The following is a 20448-nucleotide window of genomic DNA, read 5'->3' as shown; positions in this document are numbered from 1 at the left end:
CACCCCATGCGCATAGAACCCCGCCAGCTACCCGAAACCCTGCCATTTCTCGGTGACCTGCCGCCCCTGTTGACCCGCCTGTACGCCGCCCGCGGTGTGCAGTCCGAAACGGAGCTGGACAAGAGTCTGGCACGCTTGATCCCGTTCCAGCAGCTCAAGGGCATCGACGCGGCGGTGGAACTGCTGGTGGTGGCGCTGGAGCAACGCCAGCGGATCCTGATCGTCGGCGACTTCGATGCCGATGGCGCGACGGCCAGCACCGTGGGTGTGCTGGGCCTGCGCCTGCTCGGGGCGGCCCATGTCGATTATCTGGTGCCCAATCGCTTCGAATATGGCTACGGCCTGACCCCGGAGATCGTCGAAGTCGCGCTGACCCGCGAGCCGCAGTTGCTGATCACCGTGGATAACGGCATTTCCAGCGTGGAAGGCGTGGCGGCGGCGAAAGCGGCGGGGCTCAAGGTGCTGGTCACCGACCACCACTTGCCGGGCCTGGAGCTGCCGGCGGCCGATGCTATCGTCAATCCGAACCAGCCGGGCTGTGAATTCCCGAGCAAGGCGCTGGCCGGTGTCGGGGTGATCTTCTACGTGCTGATGGCGCTGCGGGCGCGTCTGCGCAGTCTGGGTCGGTATGCCACCCAGCCCCAGCCGAACATTGGCGAACTGCTGGACCTGGTAGCCTTGGGCAGCGTCGCCGACGTGGTGCCCCTGGATGCCAACAACCGGATCCTGGTGCACCAGGGCCTGGAGCGGATTCGTGCCGGACGCGCCCGCCCGGGCATCAAGGCGATTCTGGAAGTGGCCAAGCGCGACCATTCACGCATCACCTCCACCGACCTGGGGTTTATCCTCGGGCCGCGCCTGAACGCGGCGGGCCGCCTGGATGACATGAGCCTGGGCATCGAGTGCCTGCTCACCGACGATTTGGCCCTGGCCCGGGAGATGGCTGCGCAACTGGACGGCATGAACCAGGACCGCAAGTCCATCGAACAGGGCATGCAGCGCGAAGCCATGGCCCAGCTCAAGGACCTGCCGCTGGAGTCGATGCCCTTCGGCCTGTGCCTGTTCGATCCGCAGTGGCACCAAGGGGTTATCGGCATCCTCGCCTCGCGGATGAAAGAACGCTATTTCCGCCCGACCATTGCCTTCGCCGACGCCGGCGACGGCTTGCTCAAGGGCTCGGGGCGTTCGGTGCCGGGCTTTCACATTCGTGATGCGCTGAGCGTGGTGGCGGCGCAGCATCCCACCTTGATCAGCAAGTACGGCGGTCACGCCATGGCGGCGGGCCTGACGTTGCCGGAAGCGAATTTCCCGCTGTTCGCCGAGGCGTTCGACGCGGAGGTGCGCAGGCAATTGCGTGAAGAAGACCTGACTGGTCGCCTGTTGTCGGACGGGACATTGGCGGTGGAAGAATTCCACCTGGAGCTGGCGCGGGCGCTGCGCCACGCCGGGCCCTGGGGCCAACATTTCCCCGAGCCGATGTTCCACGGCGTATTCCAGCTCGTGGAGCAGCGCGTGGTGGGCGAGCGGCACCTCAAGGTGGTGCTCAAGAGCGAGTGCGGCTCGGTGAAGCTCGACGGCATCGCCTTTGGCATCGACCGGGACATCTGGCCCAACCCTACGGTGCGTTGGGTCGAACTGGCGTACAAGCTTGATCTCAACGAATTCCGCGGCCAGGAAACGGTGCAGTTGATGATTGCTCATATCGAGCCGCGGTAGGCGAGGGGCCTTCGTGGCGAGGGAGCTTGCTCCCGCTGGGCTGCGAAGCGGCCCCTGAATTCCAGCCATCACATTGCAAGGGGACGCTGGCGCGTCCAGCGGGAGCAAGCTCCCTCGCCACGGGGGCATATTGCCTTCAGTGCAGCGCTGTCCCACAAGGCCAGGTTTTTAGTTCTGAACCCTCCCTTGCTTCAGGTTGTCGACTAGGCTCTAAGCACTGGTTGATAGCCCTTGTGACGTCTTGTCGATTTTCGTTGCCCGCGGGGGCGGGTGTTGTACCTTTTGTCACTCGTCGACTTTTCAAACAGAACCCTGGAGCCTGCCCACTGATTCGAGAGGTGCCCCATGAGTCTGCTGCTGGAACCCTATACCCTTCGCCAACTGACCCTGCCCAATCGCATCGCGGTGTCGCCGATGTGCCAATACTCGAGCGTCGATGGCCTGGCCAACGACTGGCACCTGGTGCACCTTGGCAGCCGCGCCGTGGGCGGAGCCGGGCTGGTGTTCACCGAGGCCACCGCAGTCACCGCCGATGGACGGATCACCGCCCAGGACCTTGGGCTGTGGAACGATGAACAGATCCAACCCCTGCAACGCATCACCCGGTTCATTACCGCCCAAGGGGCTGTGCCGGCTATCCAGCTGGCTCACGCCGGGCGCAAGGCCAGCACCTGGCGTCCCTGGGTGGGCAAGCATGGCAGCGTGAAACCGGCGGATGGCGGCTGGGTTCCCGTCGGTCCGTCGCCAATTGCCTTTGACCCGCAGCACACCCAGCCGGTGCAGTTGGACGAAGGGCAGATCGCCGGCGTGATCCAGGCGTTCGTCGATTCAGCCAAGCGTGCGCTGACCGCTGGTTTCAAAGTGGTCGAGGTCCACGCGGCCCATGGTTATTTGCTGCACCAGTTTCTATCACCGTTGAGCAACCAGCGACGTGACCAATACGGCGGCTCGTTTGAGAACCGCATCCGTCTGGTGCTGCAAGTCACCGAAGCGGTCCGGGCCGTCTGGCCCGAGGAGTTGCCGGTATTCGTGCGCGTGTCGGCCACCGACTGGGTCGAGGACGGCTGGAACCCGGACGAAACCGTGGAACTGGCGCGGCGATTCCGGGCGCTGGGGGTGGACCTGATCGATGTGTCGTCGGGCGGTACCGCTGCCAATGCGGAAATTCCCACCGGCCCGGGTTACCAGACGCGCTTTGCCGAACGGGTGCGCAAGGAGTCGGAGATCGCCACCGGCACGGTCGGCATGATCACCGAGCCGGCCCAGGCCGAGCACATCCTGCGCACCTGCCAGGCCGACATCATTTTCCTGGCCCGCGAATTGTTGCGTGACCCGTACTGGGCCCTGCATGCCGACGATGACCTGGGTGGGCGCAAGGCCGTGTGGCCGGCGCAGTACCAGCGGGCGACGCATCGCGACCAGCCGATTCATGAGTCGGATTTACGCGATTGAGTGAGTGATAAAGCGAAAAGCCCTGGCTATGTTGGCCGGGGCTTTTGCTTTTCTGCTCGGACATTCGGGGCTTGTGCCGGCCTCATCGCGAGCAAGCTCGCTCCCACAGGGGCCGATGTTGTTCACAAACCTGGTGAGCTACACAAGCCAGTGTGGGAGCGAGCTTGCTCGCGATAGGGCCATTCCAGGCGCTAAATCTATATCAGGGATACTTACGCTTCTCCGGCGCCGGCGGGAAGTACTGGTACAACCAGGTTTCGCTCAAGGTGCGGTCCTTGGTGCGAATGAACAGGCGCATCTGCACCGGGTCGACGCGATCGTCGGTGGGGTACCAGTCGAAGGTGATTCGGTAGCCCTTGATCGCATCCAGCACCAGCACGTTGAAATCCTTCACCTCGCCGTGGGAGCAGGTCACCACCGGTTCGATGCCGGTGCCCGGCGGCAGTTGGTCGAGGCCGCCGCCACTGAAGTCCACCGCGAAGCGGCGCGCCCAGACGGTCGGGTAGTGCTCGCCCGGCGCCCAGCCCTCGATAAAACCGCCCATACCCGAGCGGGTCGCGTCCACGTGAGCCAGGTCGGTGCTGACCGGAGGCAGGGCGCTCCAGTAGAGTTTGTAGCCGTAGTTCAGCGAATCACCGGCGGCCACCGGTTTTTTCGGTGTCCAGAACGCCACGATGTTATCCAGGGTCTCGCCGGTGGTAGGAATTTCCAGCAGGTCCACCGAGCCTTCGCCCCAGGCCGTCGTCGGTTCGACCCACAGGCTCGGGCGCTTGCTGTACCAGTCCACGGTGTCCTGGTAACTGGCAAAGTCGTGGTCGGTCTGTACCAGGCCGAACCCTTTCGGGTTGTTGTCGGCGAAGGCGTTGAATTGCAGGGTGGCCGGGTTGTTCAGCGGACGGCAGACCCACTCGCCGTTGCCACGCCACATGGCGAGTCGGTCGGAATCATGGATCTGCGGGTGAATGGTGTCGCACATGCGCCGCTCGACAGTGCCACAGCTGAACATGCTGGTCATGGGGGCAATGCCCAGTTGCTCGATGGCGGTCCGGGCATTGACGTGCGCGTCGACTTCCATCACCACCCGGGTCGGCTGGCAATCGATGTCAAACCGATAGGCACCGGTGGCGCTGGGGGAATCGAGCAGGGCGTAGACCACGAAACGGGTGCTGTTCTTATCCGGCGTCTCGAACCAGAACTTGGTGAAGTCCGGAAACTCTTCGCGTTTCTTGCCATAGGTGTCAATGGCCAAACCACGAGCGGACAACCCGTACTGGCCGGTGGCGTCCACGGCGCGGAAATAACTGGCCCCCAGGAATGAAACGATGTCGTGCCGGTCCAGCTCCGGTGCCTTGAACACCCTGAAACCGGCAAATCCCAAGTCGCCGGTCAATTGAGAGGTGTCGACCGTGGTTTTTTCATAGTTGAACAACTGAGGGCGGAAGTGCACTTCGCGAGCCAGTCGGGTCTTGGGGTCGACGCTGTACATGCGCACCGGCTGTTTGAAGCCCATGCCGACATGAAAAAACTGCACGTCCAATTGACCGTCCAGCTTGTTCCATAACGAGTGGTTGGCGTCGTACTGAATCGCATTGAATTGCAGGGGCGACATCATCGCCAGGGTCGGTGGCAAGACTTGCTTGGTGTCGACATAGCGGGTCTTGGCCAAGTGCCGGGCCTGGTCTTTCAGCGCATCGAAATCGAAGGGACGGGCTTCGCCGTCGGCGGCTTGATCCGTGGCCCAGGCGCGAGCGGCCATCAGTCCGGTGGCCGAAAGACCGGTATAGGCGGCGAAGGCCATGGAGGCCTTGAGCAGGTTCCTGCGATGCATAAATACAACCTTTCTCACAACCATCCCGTGCCGATCCTGGCAACAGAAAATGGGTAAAAGAGTTCGGACATACCTTTGGCCAAACGCGACGGACGCTAGAACAGATGCCTGAGAGCCGGATCGGTTCACTGAGGCGCAAAATCATAGGGGATGAGCGGGCGAGAAGAGAAAAGAAAGCGGGACTTAGTTAAATTTTCTTACAGATATTTCTTTTTTTATGTCGTTTCCAGCATTTTTTGACTAATTACTCTAAAACTCCCTTTCCACCGTTCGAATCGTCCCTATTCTTGAAGTGTAGGCAGTCCGATCCGGATTCCAGAAAGCGCTATCAGGTCAAACTCGACGTAAAGAAGGACAACGCTCATGACGAAAATACAGAGCATCGCTGAAATGCTGGGAATCTTTCCTGGCCTGACCCGTGTGCGCAGGACTCGACGACTCAGCCTGGAAGAACTGAAACTGGTGGAGCGCTATCGGGAACTGTCGGAAAACGACCGGATCGCCATGCGTTACCTGGTGGATGCGATGAGGAGTGTTTCGAGGTTTTAACAGAAGGCGAACGGCCGGGCCTGGGAGCTCGGCCGGCATCATTGCGTTGACCAGTCCTGAGGGCGCTCCGTGCGTTGATGAAGTATCCGCAAGACCTGCAACTGCCCGTCCATCACCCGATAAGGTGCAATGAACGGGTAGCGTGTCAGTACCAATTCGCGGATATCAGGAATGGGTGACGGACGGCCTGAGCCTGGAAAACGTTGCAACTGCCGCAACGTTGTCAGGATGTGCGTGATGACGTCGTCGGCGCCTTCAGTACCGATAGCGCCTTGGTAGTATTCATGAATCGAGTCCAGGTCACTTTGTGCTTTATCGGTCAGTACGATGCTCGGCACGCTTTGCCCACTTAGCCTCTACGGCATCCAGGTCGGTCAGGTTTCCGGCATCGGCATCCGCGATGCCTTCGCCAATGGCTTGCAGATGCCAGGATTCGGCTTCCACATATCGAACCAGAGCACGCTTGAGGTGGTATTGACGATCGCGATCGGTGGCAGCAGCGAGCATGTCCAGCTGTTGGGCCAGACCTTCTTCCACACGAAAGGATAAAACAGGCGAGGCCATAGTAGCTCTCCGAGGTGTATACATTGTAGACACCGTAGGCCTTGCCAGGATTTCCGTCAACCGGCGAGCATGTACCGATCCGACGCAAACCTTAGCAAGACGCACCGGGAGTGGTGCTGCACATGTGTTTCAAAGTGCTTTGCAGCGTATTCAATGCTTGAACATCACATGCCGCACCACCGTGTAATCCTCGAGCCCATACATGGACATATCCTTGCCATAGCCGGAACGCTTCTGACCGCCGTGGGGCATTTCGCTGACGAGCATGAAGTGGGTGTTGACCCAGGTGCAGCCATATTGCAGGCGGGCCGACAGGCGATGGGCGCGGCCGATGTCGGCGGTCCACACCGATGAGGCCAGGCCGTATTCCGAATCGTTGGCCCAGGCCAGTACCTGGGCTTCGTCGAGAAACGGCGTGACCGACACCACCGGGCCGAAGACCTCCCGGCGGACAATCTCATCGTCCTGCTGGGCGTCGGCCAGCACGGTTGGTTCGAAGAAGAAACCGTTGCCCTCCACCGACTTGCCGCCAGTGACCAGGCGGATGTGCGGCTGGGCGATGGCTCGTTCGACGAAACCGGCCACACGATCTCGATGCTGGGCCGTGATCAGCGGGCCCATCTCGGTGTCCGATGCGGTTTGCAGGCCGTACTTGATACTGGCCACCGCCGCACCGAGTTTCTCGACAAATTTCTCGTAGATACCCTGCTGGGCGTAGATGCGGCAGGCAGCGGTGCAATCCTGGCCGGCATTGTAGAAACCGAAGGTACGGATGCCTTCTACCGCCGCGTCAATGTCGGCATCGTCGAAAATGATCACCGGGGCCTTGCCGCCCAGCTCCATGTGGGTGCGCTTGACGCTGTCGGCAGTGCTGGAAATGATGTGCGAGCCGGTGGCAATGGAGCCGGTCAGCGAGACCATGCGTACCTTCGGATGGGTCACCAGCGGTTGGCCGACGGTTTGCCCACGGCCGAATACCACGTTGAGCACACCGGCCGGTAGAATCTCTGACGCCAGCTCGGCCAGGCGCAGCGCCGTCAGTGGTGTTTGTTCCGAGGGCTTGAGCACCACGGTATTGCCGGCGGCCAGGGCCGGGGCGATTTTCCAGGCGACCATCATCAGCGGGTAGTTCCACGGTGCGATTGAAGCAATGACGCCCACCGGGTCGCGGCGGATCATCGAGGTGTGCCCCGGCAGGTATTCACCGCCCGCCGAACCGTTCATGCAGCGGCTGGCGCCGGCAAAGAAGCGGAACACATCGGCAATCGCCGGGATCTCGTCGTTCAGCGCGGCGCTCAAGGGCTTGCCGCAGTTGTCCGATTCCAGCTTCGCCAGTTCTTCACCGTGGGCTTCGATGGCATCGGCCAGCTTGAGCAACAGCAGCGAGCGATCCTTTGGCGCGACCTGCGACCAGCTATCGAAGGCGCTGTCGGCGGCACGCACGGCGGCATCGACCTGGGCTTCGCTGGCCTCGTTGATCTCTACCAGCACCCGGCCCAGCGCCGGGTTGAACACCGCCTGGCCTGGACCTTCGCCGGCGACCAGATGACCATTGATCAGCAGTTTGGTTTGCATGTTCGTGTCCTCGATGAAGCAGTCTTGGCCTGTAAAGGTACCCCTGTGGGAGCGAGCTTGCTCGCGATAGCGGCCCCACTGTCAACACCTTTGTTGAATATTCGTCAGTCATCGCGAGCAGGCTCGCTCCTACACTGGATAGTCGTCGTTGGTCGGTGGTTTATTTCCCACCACTGCCCGCCACACTCTCCCCGCCCCGAGTCAGGTAATAGGCGCCGAGTATCGGCAACATCGTGACCATCATCACCAGCATCGCCACCACATTGGTCACCGGTACATCGCGAGGTCGGCTCAGTTGGTTGAGCAACCATAATGGCAGCGTGCGCTCGTGGCCGGCGGTGAAAGTGGTGACGATGATTTCATCGAACGACAGCGCAAACGCCAGCATCCCGCCGGCCAGCAGTGCCGAGCCAAGGTTGGGCAGGATGATGTAGCGAAAGGTCTGCCAACCGTCCGCGCCCAGGTCCATGGATGCCTCGATCAGGCTGTGGGACGTACGACGCAGGCGGGCGATGACATTGTTATAGACGATCACCACGCAGAAAGTCCCGTGGCCGACGACGATGGTGAACATCCCGGGTTCGATCCCCAGGGTTTTGAAGGTAGCCAGCAGCGCGATGCCGGTGATGATCCCCGGCAGGGCAATCGGCAGGATCAGCATCAGTGAAATCCCCTGCTTGCCAAAGAAATCCCGCCGGTACAGCGCCGCCGAGGCGAGCGTGCCGAGCACCAGGGCGATCAGCGTGGCGAGTGCTGCCACCTGTAACGACAGCTTGATCGCCTCCAGCACATCCGGGCGTGAAAAAGCGATGCTGAACCACTTCAGGGTCAGGCCTTTGGGCGGGAAGCTGTACGCCGCGTCTTCAGTGTTGAACGCATAGAGAAAGATGATCAGGATCGGGAAGTGCAGGAACACCAACCCGCCCCATGCCGCGATGCGCAAGCCCCAGGACGCCCGCCCAGGCAAAGAAGCGTCAGAGTGCATCGAAAGCCCCCAGGCGCTTGACGATAGACAGGTAGATCGCGATCAGCACGATGGGCACCAGGGTGAACGCCGCCGCCATCGGCATGTTGCCGATGGCCCCTTGCTGGGCGTAGACCATGCTGCCGACGAAATAGCCCGGTGGGCCCACCAGTTGCGGCACGATGAAATCCCCCAGGGTCAACGAAAAGGTGAAGATCGAACCGGCCGCGATGCCGGGTACCGACAGCGGCAGGATCACCTGCATGAATGTCTGGCGCGGCCGCGCGCCCAGGTCGGCCGAGGCTTGTAACAGCGACGGCGGCAGACGCTCCAGAGAGGCCTGGATCGGCAGGATCATGAACGGCAGCCAGATGTAGACGAACACCAGAAAGCGCCCCAGGTGGGAAGTGGACAACGTGCTGCCGCCCACCCCGGGAATGCCCAGCACCCCCTGCAACAGCGCCCCCAGGCCCAGGTGCTGGATGAACCACTGCGCGACGCCGCCTTTGGCCAGCAGCAACGTCCAGGCATAGGCCTTGACGATATAGCTGGCCCACATCGGCAGCATCACCGCGATGTAGAAAAACGCTTTGGTCTTGCCGTTGGTGTAGCGCGCCATGTAATAGGCGATGGGGAAGGCGATGATGGCGCTGGCGATGGAGACCGCCACGGCCATGCTCAAGGTGCGCAGGATGATGTCGAAGTTCGAGGGTTGGAACAGTGCCGTGAAATTCGCCAGGGTCAGGTCCGGCGTGACCGCCATGGTGAAGTCGTCGAAGGTGTAGAAACCCTGCCACAGCAAAGTCAGCAACGAGCCGAGGTAGATCGCGCCGAACCAGATCAACGGCGGGACCAACAGCAGCGACATGTACAGGTTCGGTCGTCGGTAGAGCAGGTTGGACAAGCGTCGGGCAAAACCCGGCGTGGCTGTCCGGGGCAGGGCCGCTGTGTTCATTTCACACCCCGCCGCCGACAGTGTCGTGCAGCGCGATCATCGCTTCACGGGCCCAGCGCACGCGCAAGTGCTGGCCGGGCTGGTGCGGCGCACCGTCGTCGGTCCACCGGGTATTGGCCTGGCTCAGGTTCAGGCCCTGGCCGTTGGCGAGCTTCAATTCGTAGCGCGTGGCGCTGCCTTGGTACTGGATGTCGTGCAGCACGCCCTGGACTTCGATTTCATTGGCGGCCAACGGGCCGTCGGCGAAGCGCAGGTGTTCGGGGCGGATCGAGAACGGCTGTGGTTGCCCGCTCAATTGTTGCGCCAGTTCGCCACGGATCACGTTGGACGTACCGACGAACTCCGCGACAAAGGTCGTCAGGGGCTTCATGTACAGGTTGCGCGGCGTATCGACCTGTTCGATTCGGCCCTTGTTGAACACCGCCACCCGGTCGGACATCGACAGCGCCTCGGTCTGGTCGTGGGTGACGAAAATGAACGTGATGCCCAACTGGCGTTGCAGCTTCTTCAGTTCGCCCTGCATTTGTTCACGCAGCTTGAGATCGAGGGCGCCCAGGGGTTCATCCAGCAGCAGTACGCGTGGGCGATTGACCAGCGCACGGGCCAGGGCCACCCGTTGGCGCTGGCCGCCGGAAAGCTGCACCGGTTTGCGCTCACCGTAGCCGCCCAGGGCGACCATCTCCAATGCTTCTTCAGCGCGCCGGATTCGCTCCGGCTTGGCGACGCGTTTGACCTTCAAGCCATAGGCGACGTTGTCCCGTACGCTCATGTGCGGGAACAGGGCGTAGTCCTGGAAAACCGTATTTACATCCCGCTGATACGGCGCGAGTCCCACGGCCTCTTCGCCATGGATACGGATCGAGCCGGCGCTCGGTTGCTCGAACCCGGCGATCAAGCGCAGGCAGGTGGTCTTGCCCGACCCGGAAGGACCCAGCATGGAAAAGAACTCACCGTCCTGGATGTCGATGGAGACCCGGTCAACGGCGGTTACCTCGCCGAACAGGCGCGAGACCTGAGTGAATTGAACTGCGAGCGTCATGGTGCGGTGCTCCAGAAAACGGGCCGATGTAGGTAGCAGTTGTTGGAACCCAACCCGTGGCGAGGGAGCAAACTCCCTCGCCACAGGGTTTGGCGCGGTGCCTACCGCCCACCCATGATCGCAATGTAATCCTGGGTCCAGCGGCTGTAAGGCACGAACTTGCCACCCTCGGCCTGCGGGGTTTTCCAGAAGGCGATCTTGTCGAACTGGTCGAAACCGTTGGTCTTGCAACCTTCGGCACCCAGCAGCTCGCTGCCCTCGCACGCCGCAGGCACGGCGGGCAAGGAGCCGAACCACGCGGCGACGTCGCCCTGGACCTTGGGTTGCAACGACCAGTCCATCCACTTGTACGCGCAGTTGGGGTGCTTGGCTTCGGCGTGCAGCATGGTGGTGTCGGCCCAGCCGGTGGCGCCTTCCTTGGGAATGGTCGAGGCGATCGGCTGTTTTTCGTTCACCAGGCCATTGACCTGATACGGCCAGGCGCCGGACGCCACCACGCCTTCATTCTTGAAATCGCTCATCTGCACGGTGGTGTCGTGCCAATAGCGGTGGATCAACGGTTGCTGGGCCCGCAATAACTCCAGCACCGCCTTGTACTGTGCTTCGTCGAGCTGGTACGGGTCCTTGATGCCCAGTTCGGGCCTGGCCGTCTTGAGGTATAGCGCCGCGTCGGCGATGTAGATCGGCCCATCGTAGGCCTGTACGCGTCCCTTGTTCGGCTTGCCGTCGGGCAATGACTGGGGACTGAACACCACGCTCCAGCTGGTGGGCGGTTGCTTGAACACCTCGGTGTTGTACATCAGCACGTTCGGGCCCCACTGGTACGGGGTGCCGTAGGTTTGCTGGCCGACCACGTACCACGGTGCATCCTTGAGGCGTGAGTCGAGGTTTTTCCAGTTGGGGATCAGCGCGGTATTGATCGGTTGCACGCGCTTGCCGGCGATCAGGCGCAGGGAGGCATCACCCGAGGCGGTCACCAGGTCGTAGCCGCCCTTGGTCATCAGGCTGACCATCTCGTCGGACGTCGCGGCGGTTTTCACATTGACCTTGCAGCCGCTGGCCTTCTCGAAACCAGTGACCCAATCATAGGCCTTGTCGCTTTCGCCTCGCTCGATGTAGCCCGGCCAGGCGACGATGTCCAACTGGCCTTCGCCGGCGCCGACGGCCTTGAGCGGTTCGGCGGCCTGGAGGCTGACGCTGGTCAGCAGCGCCATGGTGATTGCGCCGGGCAATGCGGTCTTGTGCGCGTACATGGAAATCCCTCTTGCTTTAATGGTGGTCGGGGCAGGGGCGCGACGGTACGAACGGCCATAGAGGCCTGCTAACAGCGTAGTGCTGTTCTTTATCCAGGCAACATCTGGAAGCAAACTCGTCGCGGCTGCCGGGCACTTTCGATCTAGGCTGGTGGCCTTAATGGTTCGCTTGACCCGAATGTGTGGAGGTTTCAAATGAACACTCGTGGATTGCTCGATCAGCTACTCAAGTCCGGCCAGGAACTGCTGCAGAACAAGGCGGGCGGCGCACAGGGCAAGTCATCCGGGGGCTTGGGCGGGTTACTCGGTGGCTCCGGTAACGCTGGCGGCCTGGGCGGCATGCTCTCCGGCGCAGGCGGCAAGGCGCTGGCCGCCGGGGCCATGGGCCTGCTGTTGGGCAACAAGAAGGCCCGCAACTTTGGCGGCAAGGCCCTGGCCTATGGTGGCCTGGCGGCCCTGGGCGTCATCGCCTACAAGGCCTACGGTAACTGGCAGGCCCAACAGGGCAAGGCACCGCTAACCGAACCGCAGACACTGGACCGCGTTCCGCCGGCGCAGGTCGAACAGCACAGCCAGGCGATTCTCAAGGCGCTGGTGGCGGCAGCCAAGGCCGACGGCCACGTGGACGAGCGCGAGCGGCAGTTGATCGAAGGCGAATTTACCAAGCTCGACAACGACCAGGAACTGCAACACTGGCTGCACGCCGAACTCAACAAGCCCCTGGATCCCACCGACGTCGCGCGCGCCGCCGGCACGCCGGAAATCGCGGCGGAAATGTACATCGCCAGCGTGATGCTGGTAGACGAGGAGAACTTCATGGAGAAATCCTACCTCGATGAACTGGCACGCCAGCTCAAGCTGGAGCCGGGGTTGAAGGCTGAGTTGGAGAAGCAGGTGCGCGAGGCGGCTGTGTAAGGCCAGATTTCATCGATCTTCGGGCGAACATTATCCCCTGTGGGAGCGAGCCTGCTCGCGATAGCGGTGTGGCAGCCAACGATGCATTGACTGGCCCACCGCTATCGCGAGCAGGGGTTGTGTGTTGGCGCCAATACCTGTGGTTGCAGTTTTGGGGTGATTATTGAGTCAAAAATTCCCCGCTACCGCCATACAGACCCCACGCAACCCTCGGCTATACTCCCCACCATTTCAAAGGCCTGAGGTTTTACTGTGAAGAACTGGACGTTGCGCCAACGCATCCTGGCGAGTTTTGCAGTCATCATCGCCATCATGCTGCTGATGGTGGTGGTCTCCTATTCACGGTTGCTGAAAATCCAGGAAAGCGAAGAAAAGGTACGGGCCGATGCGGTGCCGGGGGTCTATTACAGCTCCATGATTCGCGGCGGTTGGGTCGACAGCTATGTCTTGACCCAGCAGATCGTCGGTCTTTCGGGGAACCGGGAAATCACCGCCGACGACACGGCCCGCTACCAGGGCTTCGAGCGGCACCTGCGCGAAGAAATACAGAACTATCAGAAGCTGATCCAGAACCCTGCCGACCAGGCCTCCTTCGATGAGTTCGAGGCCCAGCACCAAGCGTTCAACCTGGCCATGGCGAAGGTCTTGGATCTGTACCAGCGCAAGGACTACGAAGGAGCGCGGCAGGCACTGGAGAAGGAGCTGACGCCGGCCTGGATTGGCGGGCGCACGCACTTGAATCACATCATCGAGCGCAACCGTGAACTGGCGCAAAGCGCGACCGAGACCATCGGCGATGCTGTCACCGCGGCCAAGGTCGCCATGGGCCTGTCGTTTCTCGTCGCACTGGTCATCGCTTTGCTCTGCGGCTTGCTGTTGATGCGCGCGATCATGGCGCCGATGAATCGCATCGTCGAGATCCTCGAAGTCATGCGCACGGGCGACCTGAGCGGGCGCCTGAACCTGGCGCGCAAGGACGAATTCGGCGCGGTGGAGACCGGTTTCAACGACATGATGACCGAGCTGACGGCGCTGGTCTCCCAGGCCCAGCGTTCCTCGGTGCAGGTCACCACCTCGGTGACCGAGATCGCCGCCACTTCCCGCGAGCAACAGGCCACGGCCACCGAAACCGCCGCCACCACTACCGAGATCGGCGCGACCTCCAGGGAAATCGCCGCCACTTCTCGGGACCTGGTGCGCACCATGACCGAAGTGTCCACTGCCGCCGACCAGGCCTCGGTAGCTGCCGGCTCCGGCCAGCAAGGCCTGGCGCGGATGGAGGAAACCATGCACTCGGTGATGGGCGCCGCCGACCTGGTGAACGCCAAGCTGGCGATCCTCAACGAGAAGGCCGGCAACATCAACCAGGTGGTGACCACCATCGTCAAGGTGGCTGACCAGACCAATCTGCTGTCGCTCAACGCCGCCATCGAAGCCGAGAAGGCTGGTGAATACGGACGCGGTTTCGCCGTGGTCGCCACGCAAGTGCGGCGGCTGGCTGACCAGACGGCCGTGGCAACCTATGACATCGAGCAAATGGTCCGTGAGATCCAGTCCGCCGTTTCGGCCGGCGTAATGGGCATGGACAAGTTCTCCGAAGAGGTGCGCCGGGGCATGGCCGAAGTGCAGCAGGTGGGCGAGCAACTGTCGCAGATCATCCATCAGGTCCAGGCCCTTGCACCGCGGGTGCTGATGGTCAACGAGGGCATGCAGGCCCAGGCCACCGGCGCCGAGCAGATCAACCATGCCCTGGTGCAACTGGGCGATGCCAGCAGCCAGACGGTGGAGTCGCTGCGCCAGGCCAGTTCCGCCATCGACGAGCTGAGCCAGGTGGCCGTAGGGCTGCGCAGCGGCGTCTCGCGTTTCAAAATCTGATGGGCGAATCAGAGACCAGGCGCGGTGCGGCGCCGGCGGCCCGCCAGGCGTTGTTCCTGGTGTTCTGCATCGGCGGCGAACGCTATGCCCTGCAGGCCACCGATGTCGTGGAGGTGTTGCCGCGCCTGTCCCTCAAGCCCATTGCCCGAGCGCCGTCCTGGGTGGCGGGTGTGTTTGCCTGGCGCGGGACCGTAGTACCGGTGATCGACCTCTGTGCCTTGACGTTCGGGCGGCGCGCCGAGGCCCGTACCAGCACGCGCCTGGTGCTGGTCAACTATCGACCCGACGTCGAGCCAACGGCGCGAGTGTTGGGGCTGATCCTCGAACAAGCCACCGACACGTTGCGCTGTGACCCGGCGGATTTTCAGCCCTATGGCCTGGAAAACCGCCAAGCGCCGTATCTCGGCCCGGTGCGCGAAGATGCTCAAGGATTGCTGCAATGGGTGCGGGTCAACGACCTGCTGGACGAGTCGGTCCGCGCCATGTTGTTCCCTACGCCTGCGCTGAACCTCGATGATTTCGAGGACCTGACATGAACAACGACCAGCGTTTTTTCGATTTTCTCAAGGAGCGCATCGGCCTGGATGTAACGTCCGTCGGCACCGCTATCATCGAGCGGGCGTTGCGCCAGCGTACCGCTGCCGTGCCCGGACGGTCCGCCGATGATTATTGGCAGTGCCTGCAACATTCCGCACAGGAACAACAGGCGCTGATCGAGGCGGTGATCGTCCCGGAGACCTGGTTCTTCCGCTATCCGGAATCCTTTGCGACCCTCGCCAGGCTGGCGCTCAAGCGCCTCGCCGAGATCAGGCACCTGCGAGCCTTGCGCATCCTCAGTCTGCCGTGTTCCACCGGTGAAGAGCCTTATTCCATTGCCATGGCGCTGCTTGACGCAGGCCTTGGGGCCCATCAATTCAAGGTGGACGGGCTGGACGTCAGCCCCGCGTCGGTGGAGCGTGCGCGGCAGGCACTGTATGGCAGGAACTCCTTCCGTGGCGCAGACCTGGTGTTCCGCGAACGGCATTTCACCGCCGAAAACGAGGGCTATCGCCTCAGCGAGCGGGTGCGGGAACAGGTCCGTTTGCAGGTGGGGAACCTGTTGGATCCGGCCTTGCTGGCGAACGAAGCGCCCTACGATTTCGTGTTCTGTCGCAACCTGCTGATCTATTTCGACCAACCGACTCAGCAGCAGGTGTTCGAAGTGCTCAAGCGCCTGACGCATCAGGACGGCGTGTTGTTCATCGGCCCCGCCGAAGGCAGTTTGCTGGGCCGCCTGGGCATGCGCTCGATCGGGGTGGCCCAGTCGTTCGCCTTCAGCCGCCAGGGTGTGCCCGAATCGCAGCCTCAGCCACAGCCGGCGTTGATGCCGACGCCGTTGCCGGTTCGCCAGCCTGCGGCCCGGGTCGTTCCGGCGCCGGTCCGGCCCCGCCCGTTTGCCACCAGTACCGCGCCGATCGCCGTGCCCAAGGGCAGCGACGCCGCGACCTTGCTGGCGCAGATTACCGCCCTGGCCAACAGTGGCAAGAGCGCCGAGGCCCGCGCCGCCTGCGAGCACTACCTGCGCAACCACGAACCCAAGGCCCAGGTGTTCTACTGGCTGGGGCTGCTCAGCGACATGGCCGGCAGTGCGCTTGAAGCCCAGGGCTTTTATCGCAAGGCACTTTATCTCGAACCGCAGCATGCCGAGGCCCTGGTGCATCTGGCGGCGCTGCTGGCTTCTCAGGGAGACGCGGCCGGAGCCCGTCGATTGCAGGATCGCGCTGCCCGCAGCGGGCGCGCGACAGACAGTGAGCGTAAACGATGAGCGGTTCGGCTCCTTACAAGGTCACCCACGATGAGGCCCAGGTCATCGACGATTGCTGGAACCGCATCGGGGTGCACGGCGACAAATCCTGCCCATTGCTGGCCGAGCATATCCATTGCCGCAACTGCTCGGTGTATTCGGCTGCCGCGACCCGGCTGCTGGACCGCTATGCCTTGCAGCAAGAGGATCGGCAACCGGCCCGCGCTGCGCCGGACAGCGAGATTGTCACGCGTTCGCTGTTGATGTTTCGCCTTGGCGAGGAGTGGTTGGGCCTGACCACTCGCAGCCTGGTGGAAGTGGCGCCGTTGCAGCCGATCCACTCCTTGTCCCACCAGCGCTCGCGAGCCTTGCTGGGCGTGGCGAACGTGCGCGGCGCCCTGGTGGCCTGCCTGTCGCTGGTGGAATTGCTGGATCTGGAACCCGGCGCGGCGGTGCAGGCCGGCGCAAGGATCATGCCGCGCATGTTGATTGTCGCCGCCAAGGGCGGGCCGGTGGTGGTGCCGGTGGACGAAGTGGACGGTATCCATGCCATCGACGAGCGGATCCTGGCGAGTGCTTCGCAATCGGCGGGCAAATACACCCGCGGCGTACTGCCCTACAAGGGGCGCAGCCTGCGCTGGCTGGACGAGGAACAGTTGCTCGCCGCCGTGGCCCGGAGCCTGTCATGACCCCTGACCAGATGCGCGACGCCTCGCTGTTGGAACTGTTCAGCCTGGAAGCCGAGGCCCAGGTCCAGGTGCTCAGTACCGGATTGCTGGCCCTGGAACGTGATCCGACCCAGGCCGAATACCTGGAATCGTGCATGCGCGCGGCGCATTCGCTCAAGGGCGCGGCGCGCATCGTCGGCGTAGACGCCGGGGTCAGCGTGGCGCACGTCATGGAAGATTGCCTGGTCGGCGCCCAGCAGCGGCGCCTGGTGCTGAGTGCCGAACACATCGATGCCTTGCTGCGAGGCACCGACCTGCTGACGCGTATCGCTACACCGGGCAACGACGTGGGCGCGCCGGACATTGAGGCCTATGTGGCGATGATGACGCGTCTGGTTGACCCGGATGCGCCGCAGGTTCCCCTGGTGGCGCAGACTCCGGTGGCGCCGACGGAAATCCAGACGCCCGTCGAACCGGTGCGTGTCGAGGTGCCTGAAGCAGCACTCGATGCGCCAACGGAACCAGCCCCCCGCAACAGGCGGGTCACCGACAGTGGCGAGCGGATCCTGCGCGTCACCGCTGAACGCTTGAACAGCTTGCTCGACCTGTCGAGCAAATCCCTGGTGGAAACCCAGCGCCTGCAACCCTGGCTTGCGGCGATGCAGCGGCTCAAGCGCCAGCAAAGCAACGGCCTGCGAGCCCTTGAAGCGCTGAACGTGCACCTCAAGGACCACGCGCTGAGCCTGCAAGCCCAGGAGGCCCTTGGCGATGCCCGGCGGATGCTGGCTGAAACCCAGCAATTGCTGACGGACAAGACCGCCGAGCTGGACGAGTTCGCCTGGCAGGCCGGCCAGCGTGCCCAGGTGCTGTATGACACGGCGCTGGCCTGCCGCATGCGTCCGTTTGCCGATGTGCTCTCGGGCCAGGTGCGCATGGTTCGCGACCTGGGTCGCAGCCTGGGCAAACAGGTACGCCTGGAAGTCGAAGGCGAGAAAACCCAGGTCGACCGTGACGTGCTGGAAAAACTCGAAGCGCCGCTGACCCATCTGCTGCGTAACGCAGTCGACCATGGTATCGAGAGCCCGGAACAGCGGATGCTGGCCGGCAAGCCCGCCGAAGGCGTGATTCGCCTGCGCGCCTCCCATCAGGCCGGCCTGCTGGTACTGGAGCTGGCGGACGATGGCGCTGGCGTGGACCTGGAAAAGGTCCGCCGCAGCGTCGTCGAGCGCGGCCTTTCTCCCGAGCACACCGCCGCCAGCCTGAGCGAAGAGGAGCTGCTGACCTTCCTGTTCCTGCCCGGTTTCAGCCTGCGGGACAAAGTCACCGAAGTTTCGGGGCGGGGCGTGGGCCTCGATGCCGTCCAGCACATGGTCCGGCAGTTGCGCGGTGCGGTGGTGCTGGAGCAGACGGCGGGCGAGGGCAGTCGTTTCCATCTCGAAGTGCCGCTGACGCTGTCGGTGGTGCGCAGCCTGGTGGTGGAGGTCGGCGGTGAAGCCTACGCCTTCCCCCTGGCCCACATCGAGCGCATGTGCGACCTGGCCCCGGAAGATATCGTCCAGGTCGAGGGGCGCCAGCATTTCTGGCACGAAGGCCGGCATGTCGGGCTGGTCGCGGCGAGCCAGTTGCTCAATCGCCCGGCGACCCAGAACAGCGGCCAGACCCTCAAGGTCGTGGTGATCCGAGAGCGCGAGACGATCTACGGCGTGGCGGTGGAGCGGTTCATCGGCGAGCGGACCCTGGTGGTCCTGCCGCTGGACGAACGCCTGGGCAAGGTCCAGGACATTTCCGCCGGGGCCTTGCTGGACGACGGTTCGGTGGTGTTGATCATCGACGTCGAAGACCTGCTGCGCTCGGTGGACAAGTTGCTCGACACCGGGCGCCTGGAACGCATCGCCCGGCAGAACCAGGCCCAGGCCCCGCGCAAGCGGATCCTGGTGGTGGACGACTCGCTGACCGTACGCGAGCTGCAACGCAAGCTGTTGCGGGGGCGCGGCTACGACGTGGCGGTGGCGGTGGACGGCATGGACGGTTGGAACGCCTTGCGCTCGGAAGAGTTCGATCTGCTGATCACCGACATCGACATGCCGCGCATGGACGGTATCGAACTGGTCTCGCTGCTGCGGCGCGACAACCGCCTGCAATCGTTGCCGGTGATGGTGGTGTCCTACAAGGATCGCGAGGAAGATCGCCGTCGTGGCCTGGACGCCGGAGCCGACTATTATCTAGCCAAGGCGAGTTTCCACGACGACGCCTTGCTCGATGCCGTGGTCGAATTGATTGGAGGGGCCCGCGCTTGAAGATCGCCATCGTCAATGACATGCCCCTGGCGGTCGAAGCCCTGCGCCGCGCCCTGGCGTTCGAGCCGGCGCACCAGTTGGTCTGGGTGGCCGCCAACGGCGCCGAAGCGGTGCAACGCAGCGCCGAATATACCCCGGACCTGATCCTGATGGACCTGTTCATGCCGATCATGGATGGGGTGGAGGCCACCCGGCGGATCATGGCCGAGACGCCATGTGCCATTTTGATCGTCACCGGTGACAGTCAGCAGAACGTCCACCGCGTGTTCGAGGCCATGGGCCACGGCGCACTGGATGTCGTCGATACGCCGCCCCTCGGGGTCGGCAAGCCGCAGGACGCCGCGGCACCGCTGCTGCGCAAGATCACCAACATCGGCTGGTTGATCGGTGAGCGCAACAAGCATGAGCGCCCGGCTCAGGCGGCCCAGCGTTGCGCCGTGTCGCGCAACAGCCTGGTAGCGATCGGTTCATCGGCGGGCGGGCCGGCGGCGCTGGAGGTGCTGCTCAAGGCACTGCCTCGCAACTTCGAACCGGCCATCGTGCTGGTCCAGCATGTGGACGAGGTGTTTGCCGCCGGCATGGCGCAGTGGCTGGGTAGCGCGTCGGGCCATAAGGTTCGCCTGGCGGTGCACGGCGAGACGCCACAAAGCGGCACGGTGCTGCTGGCCGGGACCAATCACCATCTGCGTTTGTTGAAGGACGGCACCCTGGCTTACACCGCCGAGCCGGTGAACGAGATCTACCGACCCTCCATCGATGTGTTCTTCGAAAGTGTCGCCCAGTTCTGGAGCGGTGACGCAGTAGGCGTCCTGCTCACCGGGATGGGGCGCGACGGTGCCCAAGGGCTTAGACTCATGCGCCAGCAAGGCTGCGTGACCATCGCCCAGGACCAGCGCAGCAGCGCGGTGTACGGCATGCCGAAAGCGGCGGCCGCTATCGACGCCGCTACCCATATCCTTGCCCTGGACGATATTGCACCACGGCTGTTGAAGATATTTACCCAATGACAAGCTCC

General features: G+C 63.1%; 18 protein-coding genes. 10 read left to right on the top strand and 8 right to left on the bottom strand.

Annotated features, from left to right (window positions below; genetic code table 11):
- Positions 1–6 precede the first annotated feature (6 nt).
- Together recJ and ACLEJR_RS07830 are read left to right on the top strand one after the other, a co-directional pair.
- Positions 7–1716 (top strand): single-stranded-DNA-specific exonuclease RecJ, encoded by a 1710-nt coding sequence (gene recJ / locus ACLEJR_RS07835; protein ID WP_440813147.1) that lies wholly within the window; start codon positions 7–9, stop codon positions 1714–1716.
- A 345-nt stretch (positions 1717–2061) separates the two neighbouring features.
- Positions 2062–3168, top strand: coding sequence for an NADH:flavin oxidoreductase/NADH oxidase (locus ACLEJR_RS07830; RefSeq protein WP_440791303.1), 1107 nt, complete (start codon positions 2062–2064; stop codon positions 3166–3168).
- Between the two features lie 202 nt (positions 3169–3370).
- Here ACLEJR_RS07830 and ACLEJR_RS07825 read toward each other — a convergent pair whose 3' ends face one another.
- Complete coding sequence (locus tag ACLEJR_RS07825; protein WP_440813144.1) at positions 3371–4996, bottom strand: glucan biosynthesis protein D; 1626 nt, start codon at positions 4994–4996, stop codon at positions 3371–3373.
- 363 nt (positions 4997–5359) lie between these two features.
- Here ACLEJR_RS07825 and ACLEJR_RS07820 point away from each other — a divergent pair, with 363 nt between their 5' ends.
- Complete coding sequence (locus ACLEJR_RS07820) at positions 5360–5545, top strand: hypothetical protein (protein ID WP_440791299.1); 186 nt, start codon at positions 5360–5362, stop codon at positions 5543–5545.
- Positions 5546–5583: 38 nt separating this feature from the next.
- Here ACLEJR_RS07820 and ACLEJR_RS07815 read toward each other — a convergent pair whose 3' ends face one another.
- The 7 genes from ACLEJR_RS07815 to ydcS all read right to left on the bottom strand — a co-directional run bounded on the left by ACLEJR_RS07815 (position 5584) and on the right by ydcS (position 11895).
- Positions 5584–5883, bottom strand: a complete 300-nt coding sequence (locus ACLEJR_RS07815; protein WP_440813143.1) for a type II toxin-antitoxin system RelE/ParE family toxin — start codon at positions 5881–5883, stop codon at positions 5584–5586.
- Positions 5858–6109, bottom strand: a complete 252-nt coding sequence (locus ACLEJR_RS07810; protein ID WP_440813141.1) for a CopG family ribbon-helix-helix protein — start codon at positions 6107–6109, stop codon at positions 5858–5860. The genes ACLEJR_RS07815 and ACLEJR_RS07810 overlap by 26 nt, the downstream gene beginning before the upstream one ends.
- 150 nt (positions 6110–6259) lie before the next feature.
- Positions 6260–7684, bottom strand: a complete 1425-nt coding sequence (locus ACLEJR_RS07805; protein WP_440813138.1) for a gamma-aminobutyraldehyde dehydrogenase — start codon at positions 7682–7684, stop codon at positions 6260–6262.
- Between the two features lie 160 nt (positions 7685–7844).
- The gene (locus tag ACLEJR_RS07800) at positions 7845–8669 is read right to left on the bottom strand and encodes an ABC transporter permease (RefSeq protein WP_440813136.1); all 825 of its coding nucleotides are present in this window, start codon (positions 8667–8669) and stop codon (positions 7845–7847) included.
- Complete coding sequence (locus ACLEJR_RS07795; RefSeq protein WP_440813135.1) at positions 8659–9603, bottom strand: ABC transporter permease; 945 nt, start codon at positions 9601–9603, stop codon at positions 8659–8661. The genes ACLEJR_RS07800 and ACLEJR_RS07795 overlap by 11 nt, the downstream gene beginning before the upstream one ends.
- 1 nt (position 9604) lies before the next feature.
- Positions 9605–10642: an ABC transporter ATP-binding protein gene (locus tag ACLEJR_RS07790; protein WP_440813133.1), complete on the bottom strand. Its 1038-nt coding sequence runs from the start codon at positions 10640–10642 to the stop codon at positions 9605–9607.
- Positions 10643–10743: 101 nt separating this feature from the next.
- Entirely contained in the window at positions 10744–11895 is a 1152-nt protein-coding gene (gene ydcS, locus ACLEJR_RS07785; protein WP_440813132.1) for a putative ABC transporter substrate-binding protein YdcS, read from the bottom strand.
- A 195-nt stretch (positions 11896–12090) separates the two neighbouring features.
- Between ydcS and ACLEJR_RS07780 the strand changes: the two genes are divergently transcribed.
- The 7 genes from ACLEJR_RS07780 to ACLEJR_RS07750 all read left to right on the top strand — a co-directional run bounded on the left by ACLEJR_RS07780 (position 12091) and on the right by ACLEJR_RS07750 (position 20440).
- On the top strand, positions 12091–12810 hold the full coding sequence (locus ACLEJR_RS07780; RefSeq protein ID WP_440791285.1) for a tellurite resistance TerB family protein: 720 nt from the start codon (positions 12091–12093) through the stop codon (positions 12808–12810).
- A gap of 252 nt (positions 12811–13062) precedes the next feature.
- Positions 13063–14685, top strand: a complete 1623-nt coding sequence (locus ACLEJR_RS07775; RefSeq protein ID WP_440791283.1) for a methyl-accepting chemotaxis protein — start codon at positions 13063–13065, stop codon at positions 14683–14685.
- Entirely contained in the window at positions 14685–15221 is a 537-nt protein-coding gene (locus ACLEJR_RS07770) for a chemotaxis protein CheW (protein ID WP_440791281.1), read from the top strand. Before ACLEJR_RS07775 ends, ACLEJR_RS07770 begins: the two co-directional genes overlap by 1 nt.
- On the top strand, positions 15218–16489 hold the full coding sequence (locus ACLEJR_RS07765) for a CheR family methyltransferase (protein ID WP_440791279.1): 1272 nt from the start codon (positions 15218–15220) through the stop codon (positions 16487–16489). The genes ACLEJR_RS07770 and ACLEJR_RS07765 overlap by 4 nt, the downstream gene beginning before the upstream one ends.
- A complete protein-coding gene (locus ACLEJR_RS07760; protein ID WP_440791277.1) occupies positions 16486–17157 on the top strand; it encodes a chemotaxis protein CheW in 672 nt (223 codons plus the stop codon). Before ACLEJR_RS07765 ends, ACLEJR_RS07760 begins: the two co-directional genes overlap by 4 nt.
- Positions 17154–19433 carry a hybrid sensor histidine kinase/response regulator gene (locus ACLEJR_RS07755; protein WP_440791275.1) on the top strand — a complete coding sequence of 760 codons (2280 nt, stop codon included), beginning with the start codon at positions 17154–17156 and terminating at the stop codon, positions 19431–19433. The genes ACLEJR_RS07760 and ACLEJR_RS07755 overlap by 4 nt, the downstream gene beginning before the upstream one ends.
- Positions 19430–20440, top strand: a complete 1011-nt coding sequence (locus ACLEJR_RS07750; RefSeq protein ID WP_440813130.1) for a chemotaxis response regulator protein-glutamate methylesterase — start codon at positions 19430–19432, stop codon at positions 20438–20440. Before ACLEJR_RS07755 ends, ACLEJR_RS07750 begins: the two co-directional genes overlap by 4 nt.
- Positions 20441–20448: the final 8 nt, after the last annotated feature.

It is taken from the genome of Pseudomonas sp. SMN5, assembly GCF_052041925.1.
Taxonomy (GTDB): domain Bacteria; phylum Pseudomonadota; class Gammaproteobacteria; order Pseudomonadales; family Pseudomonadaceae; genus Aquipseudomonas.
The sequence above is the reverse complement of the archived record's forward strand: the minus strand, read 5'-3'. Positions and strand labels throughout refer to the sequence as shown.

Coding starts and splice junctions, on each gene's coding strand:
- recJ (WP_440813147.1), top strand. CDS start 7: ATGCGCATAGAACCCCGCCAGCTACCCGAAACCCTGCCATTTCTCGGT.
- ACLEJR_RS07830 (WP_440791303.1), top strand. CDS start 2,062: ATGAGTCTGCTGCTGGAACCCTATACCCTTCGCCAACTGACCCTGCCC.
- ACLEJR_RS07825 (WP_440813144.1), bottom strand. CDS start 4,996: ATGCATCGCAGGAACCTGCTCAAGGCCTCCATGGCCTTCGCCGCCTAT.
- ACLEJR_RS07820 (WP_440791299.1), top strand. CDS start 5,360: ATGACGAAAATACAGAGCATCGCTGAAATGCTGGGAATCTTTCCTGGC.
- ACLEJR_RS07810 (WP_440813141.1), bottom strand. CDS start 6,109: ATGGCCTCGCCTGTTTTATCCTTTCGTGTGGAAGAAGGTCTGGCCCAA.
- ACLEJR_RS07805 (WP_440813138.1), bottom strand. CDS start 7,684: ATGCAAACCAAACTGCTGATCAATGGTCATCTGGTCGCCGGCGAAGGT.
- ACLEJR_RS07800 (WP_440813136.1), bottom strand. CDS start 8,669: ATGCACTCTGACGCTTCTTTGCCTGGGCGGGCGTCCTGGGGCTTGCGC.
- ACLEJR_RS07795 (WP_440813135.1), bottom strand. CDS start 9,603: ATGAACACAGCGGCCCTGCCCCGGACAGCCACGCCGGGTTTTGCCCGA.
- ACLEJR_RS07790 (WP_440813133.1), bottom strand. CDS start 10,642: ATGACGCTCGCAGTTCAATTCACTCAGGTCTCGCGCCTGTTCGGCGAG.
- ydcS (WP_440813132.1), bottom strand. CDS start 11,895: ATGTACGCGCACAAGACCGCATTGCCCGGCGCAATCACCATGGCGCTG.
- ACLEJR_RS07780 (WP_440791285.1), top strand. CDS start 12,091: ATGAACACTCGTGGATTGCTCGATCAGCTACTCAAGTCCGGCCAGGAA.
- ACLEJR_RS07770 (WP_440791281.1), top strand. CDS start 14,685: ATGGGCGAATCAGAGACCAGGCGCGGTGCGGCGCCGGCGGCCCGCCAG.
- ACLEJR_RS07765 (WP_440791279.1), top strand. CDS start 15,218: ATGAACAACGACCAGCGTTTTTTCGATTTTCTCAAGGAGCGCATCGGC.
- ACLEJR_RS07760 (WP_440791277.1), top strand. CDS start 16,486: ATGAGCGGTTCGGCTCCTTACAAGGTCACCCACGATGAGGCCCAGGTC.
- ACLEJR_RS07755 (WP_440791275.1), top strand. CDS start 17,154: ATGACCCCTGACCAGATGCGCGACGCCTCGCTGTTGGAACTGTTCAGC.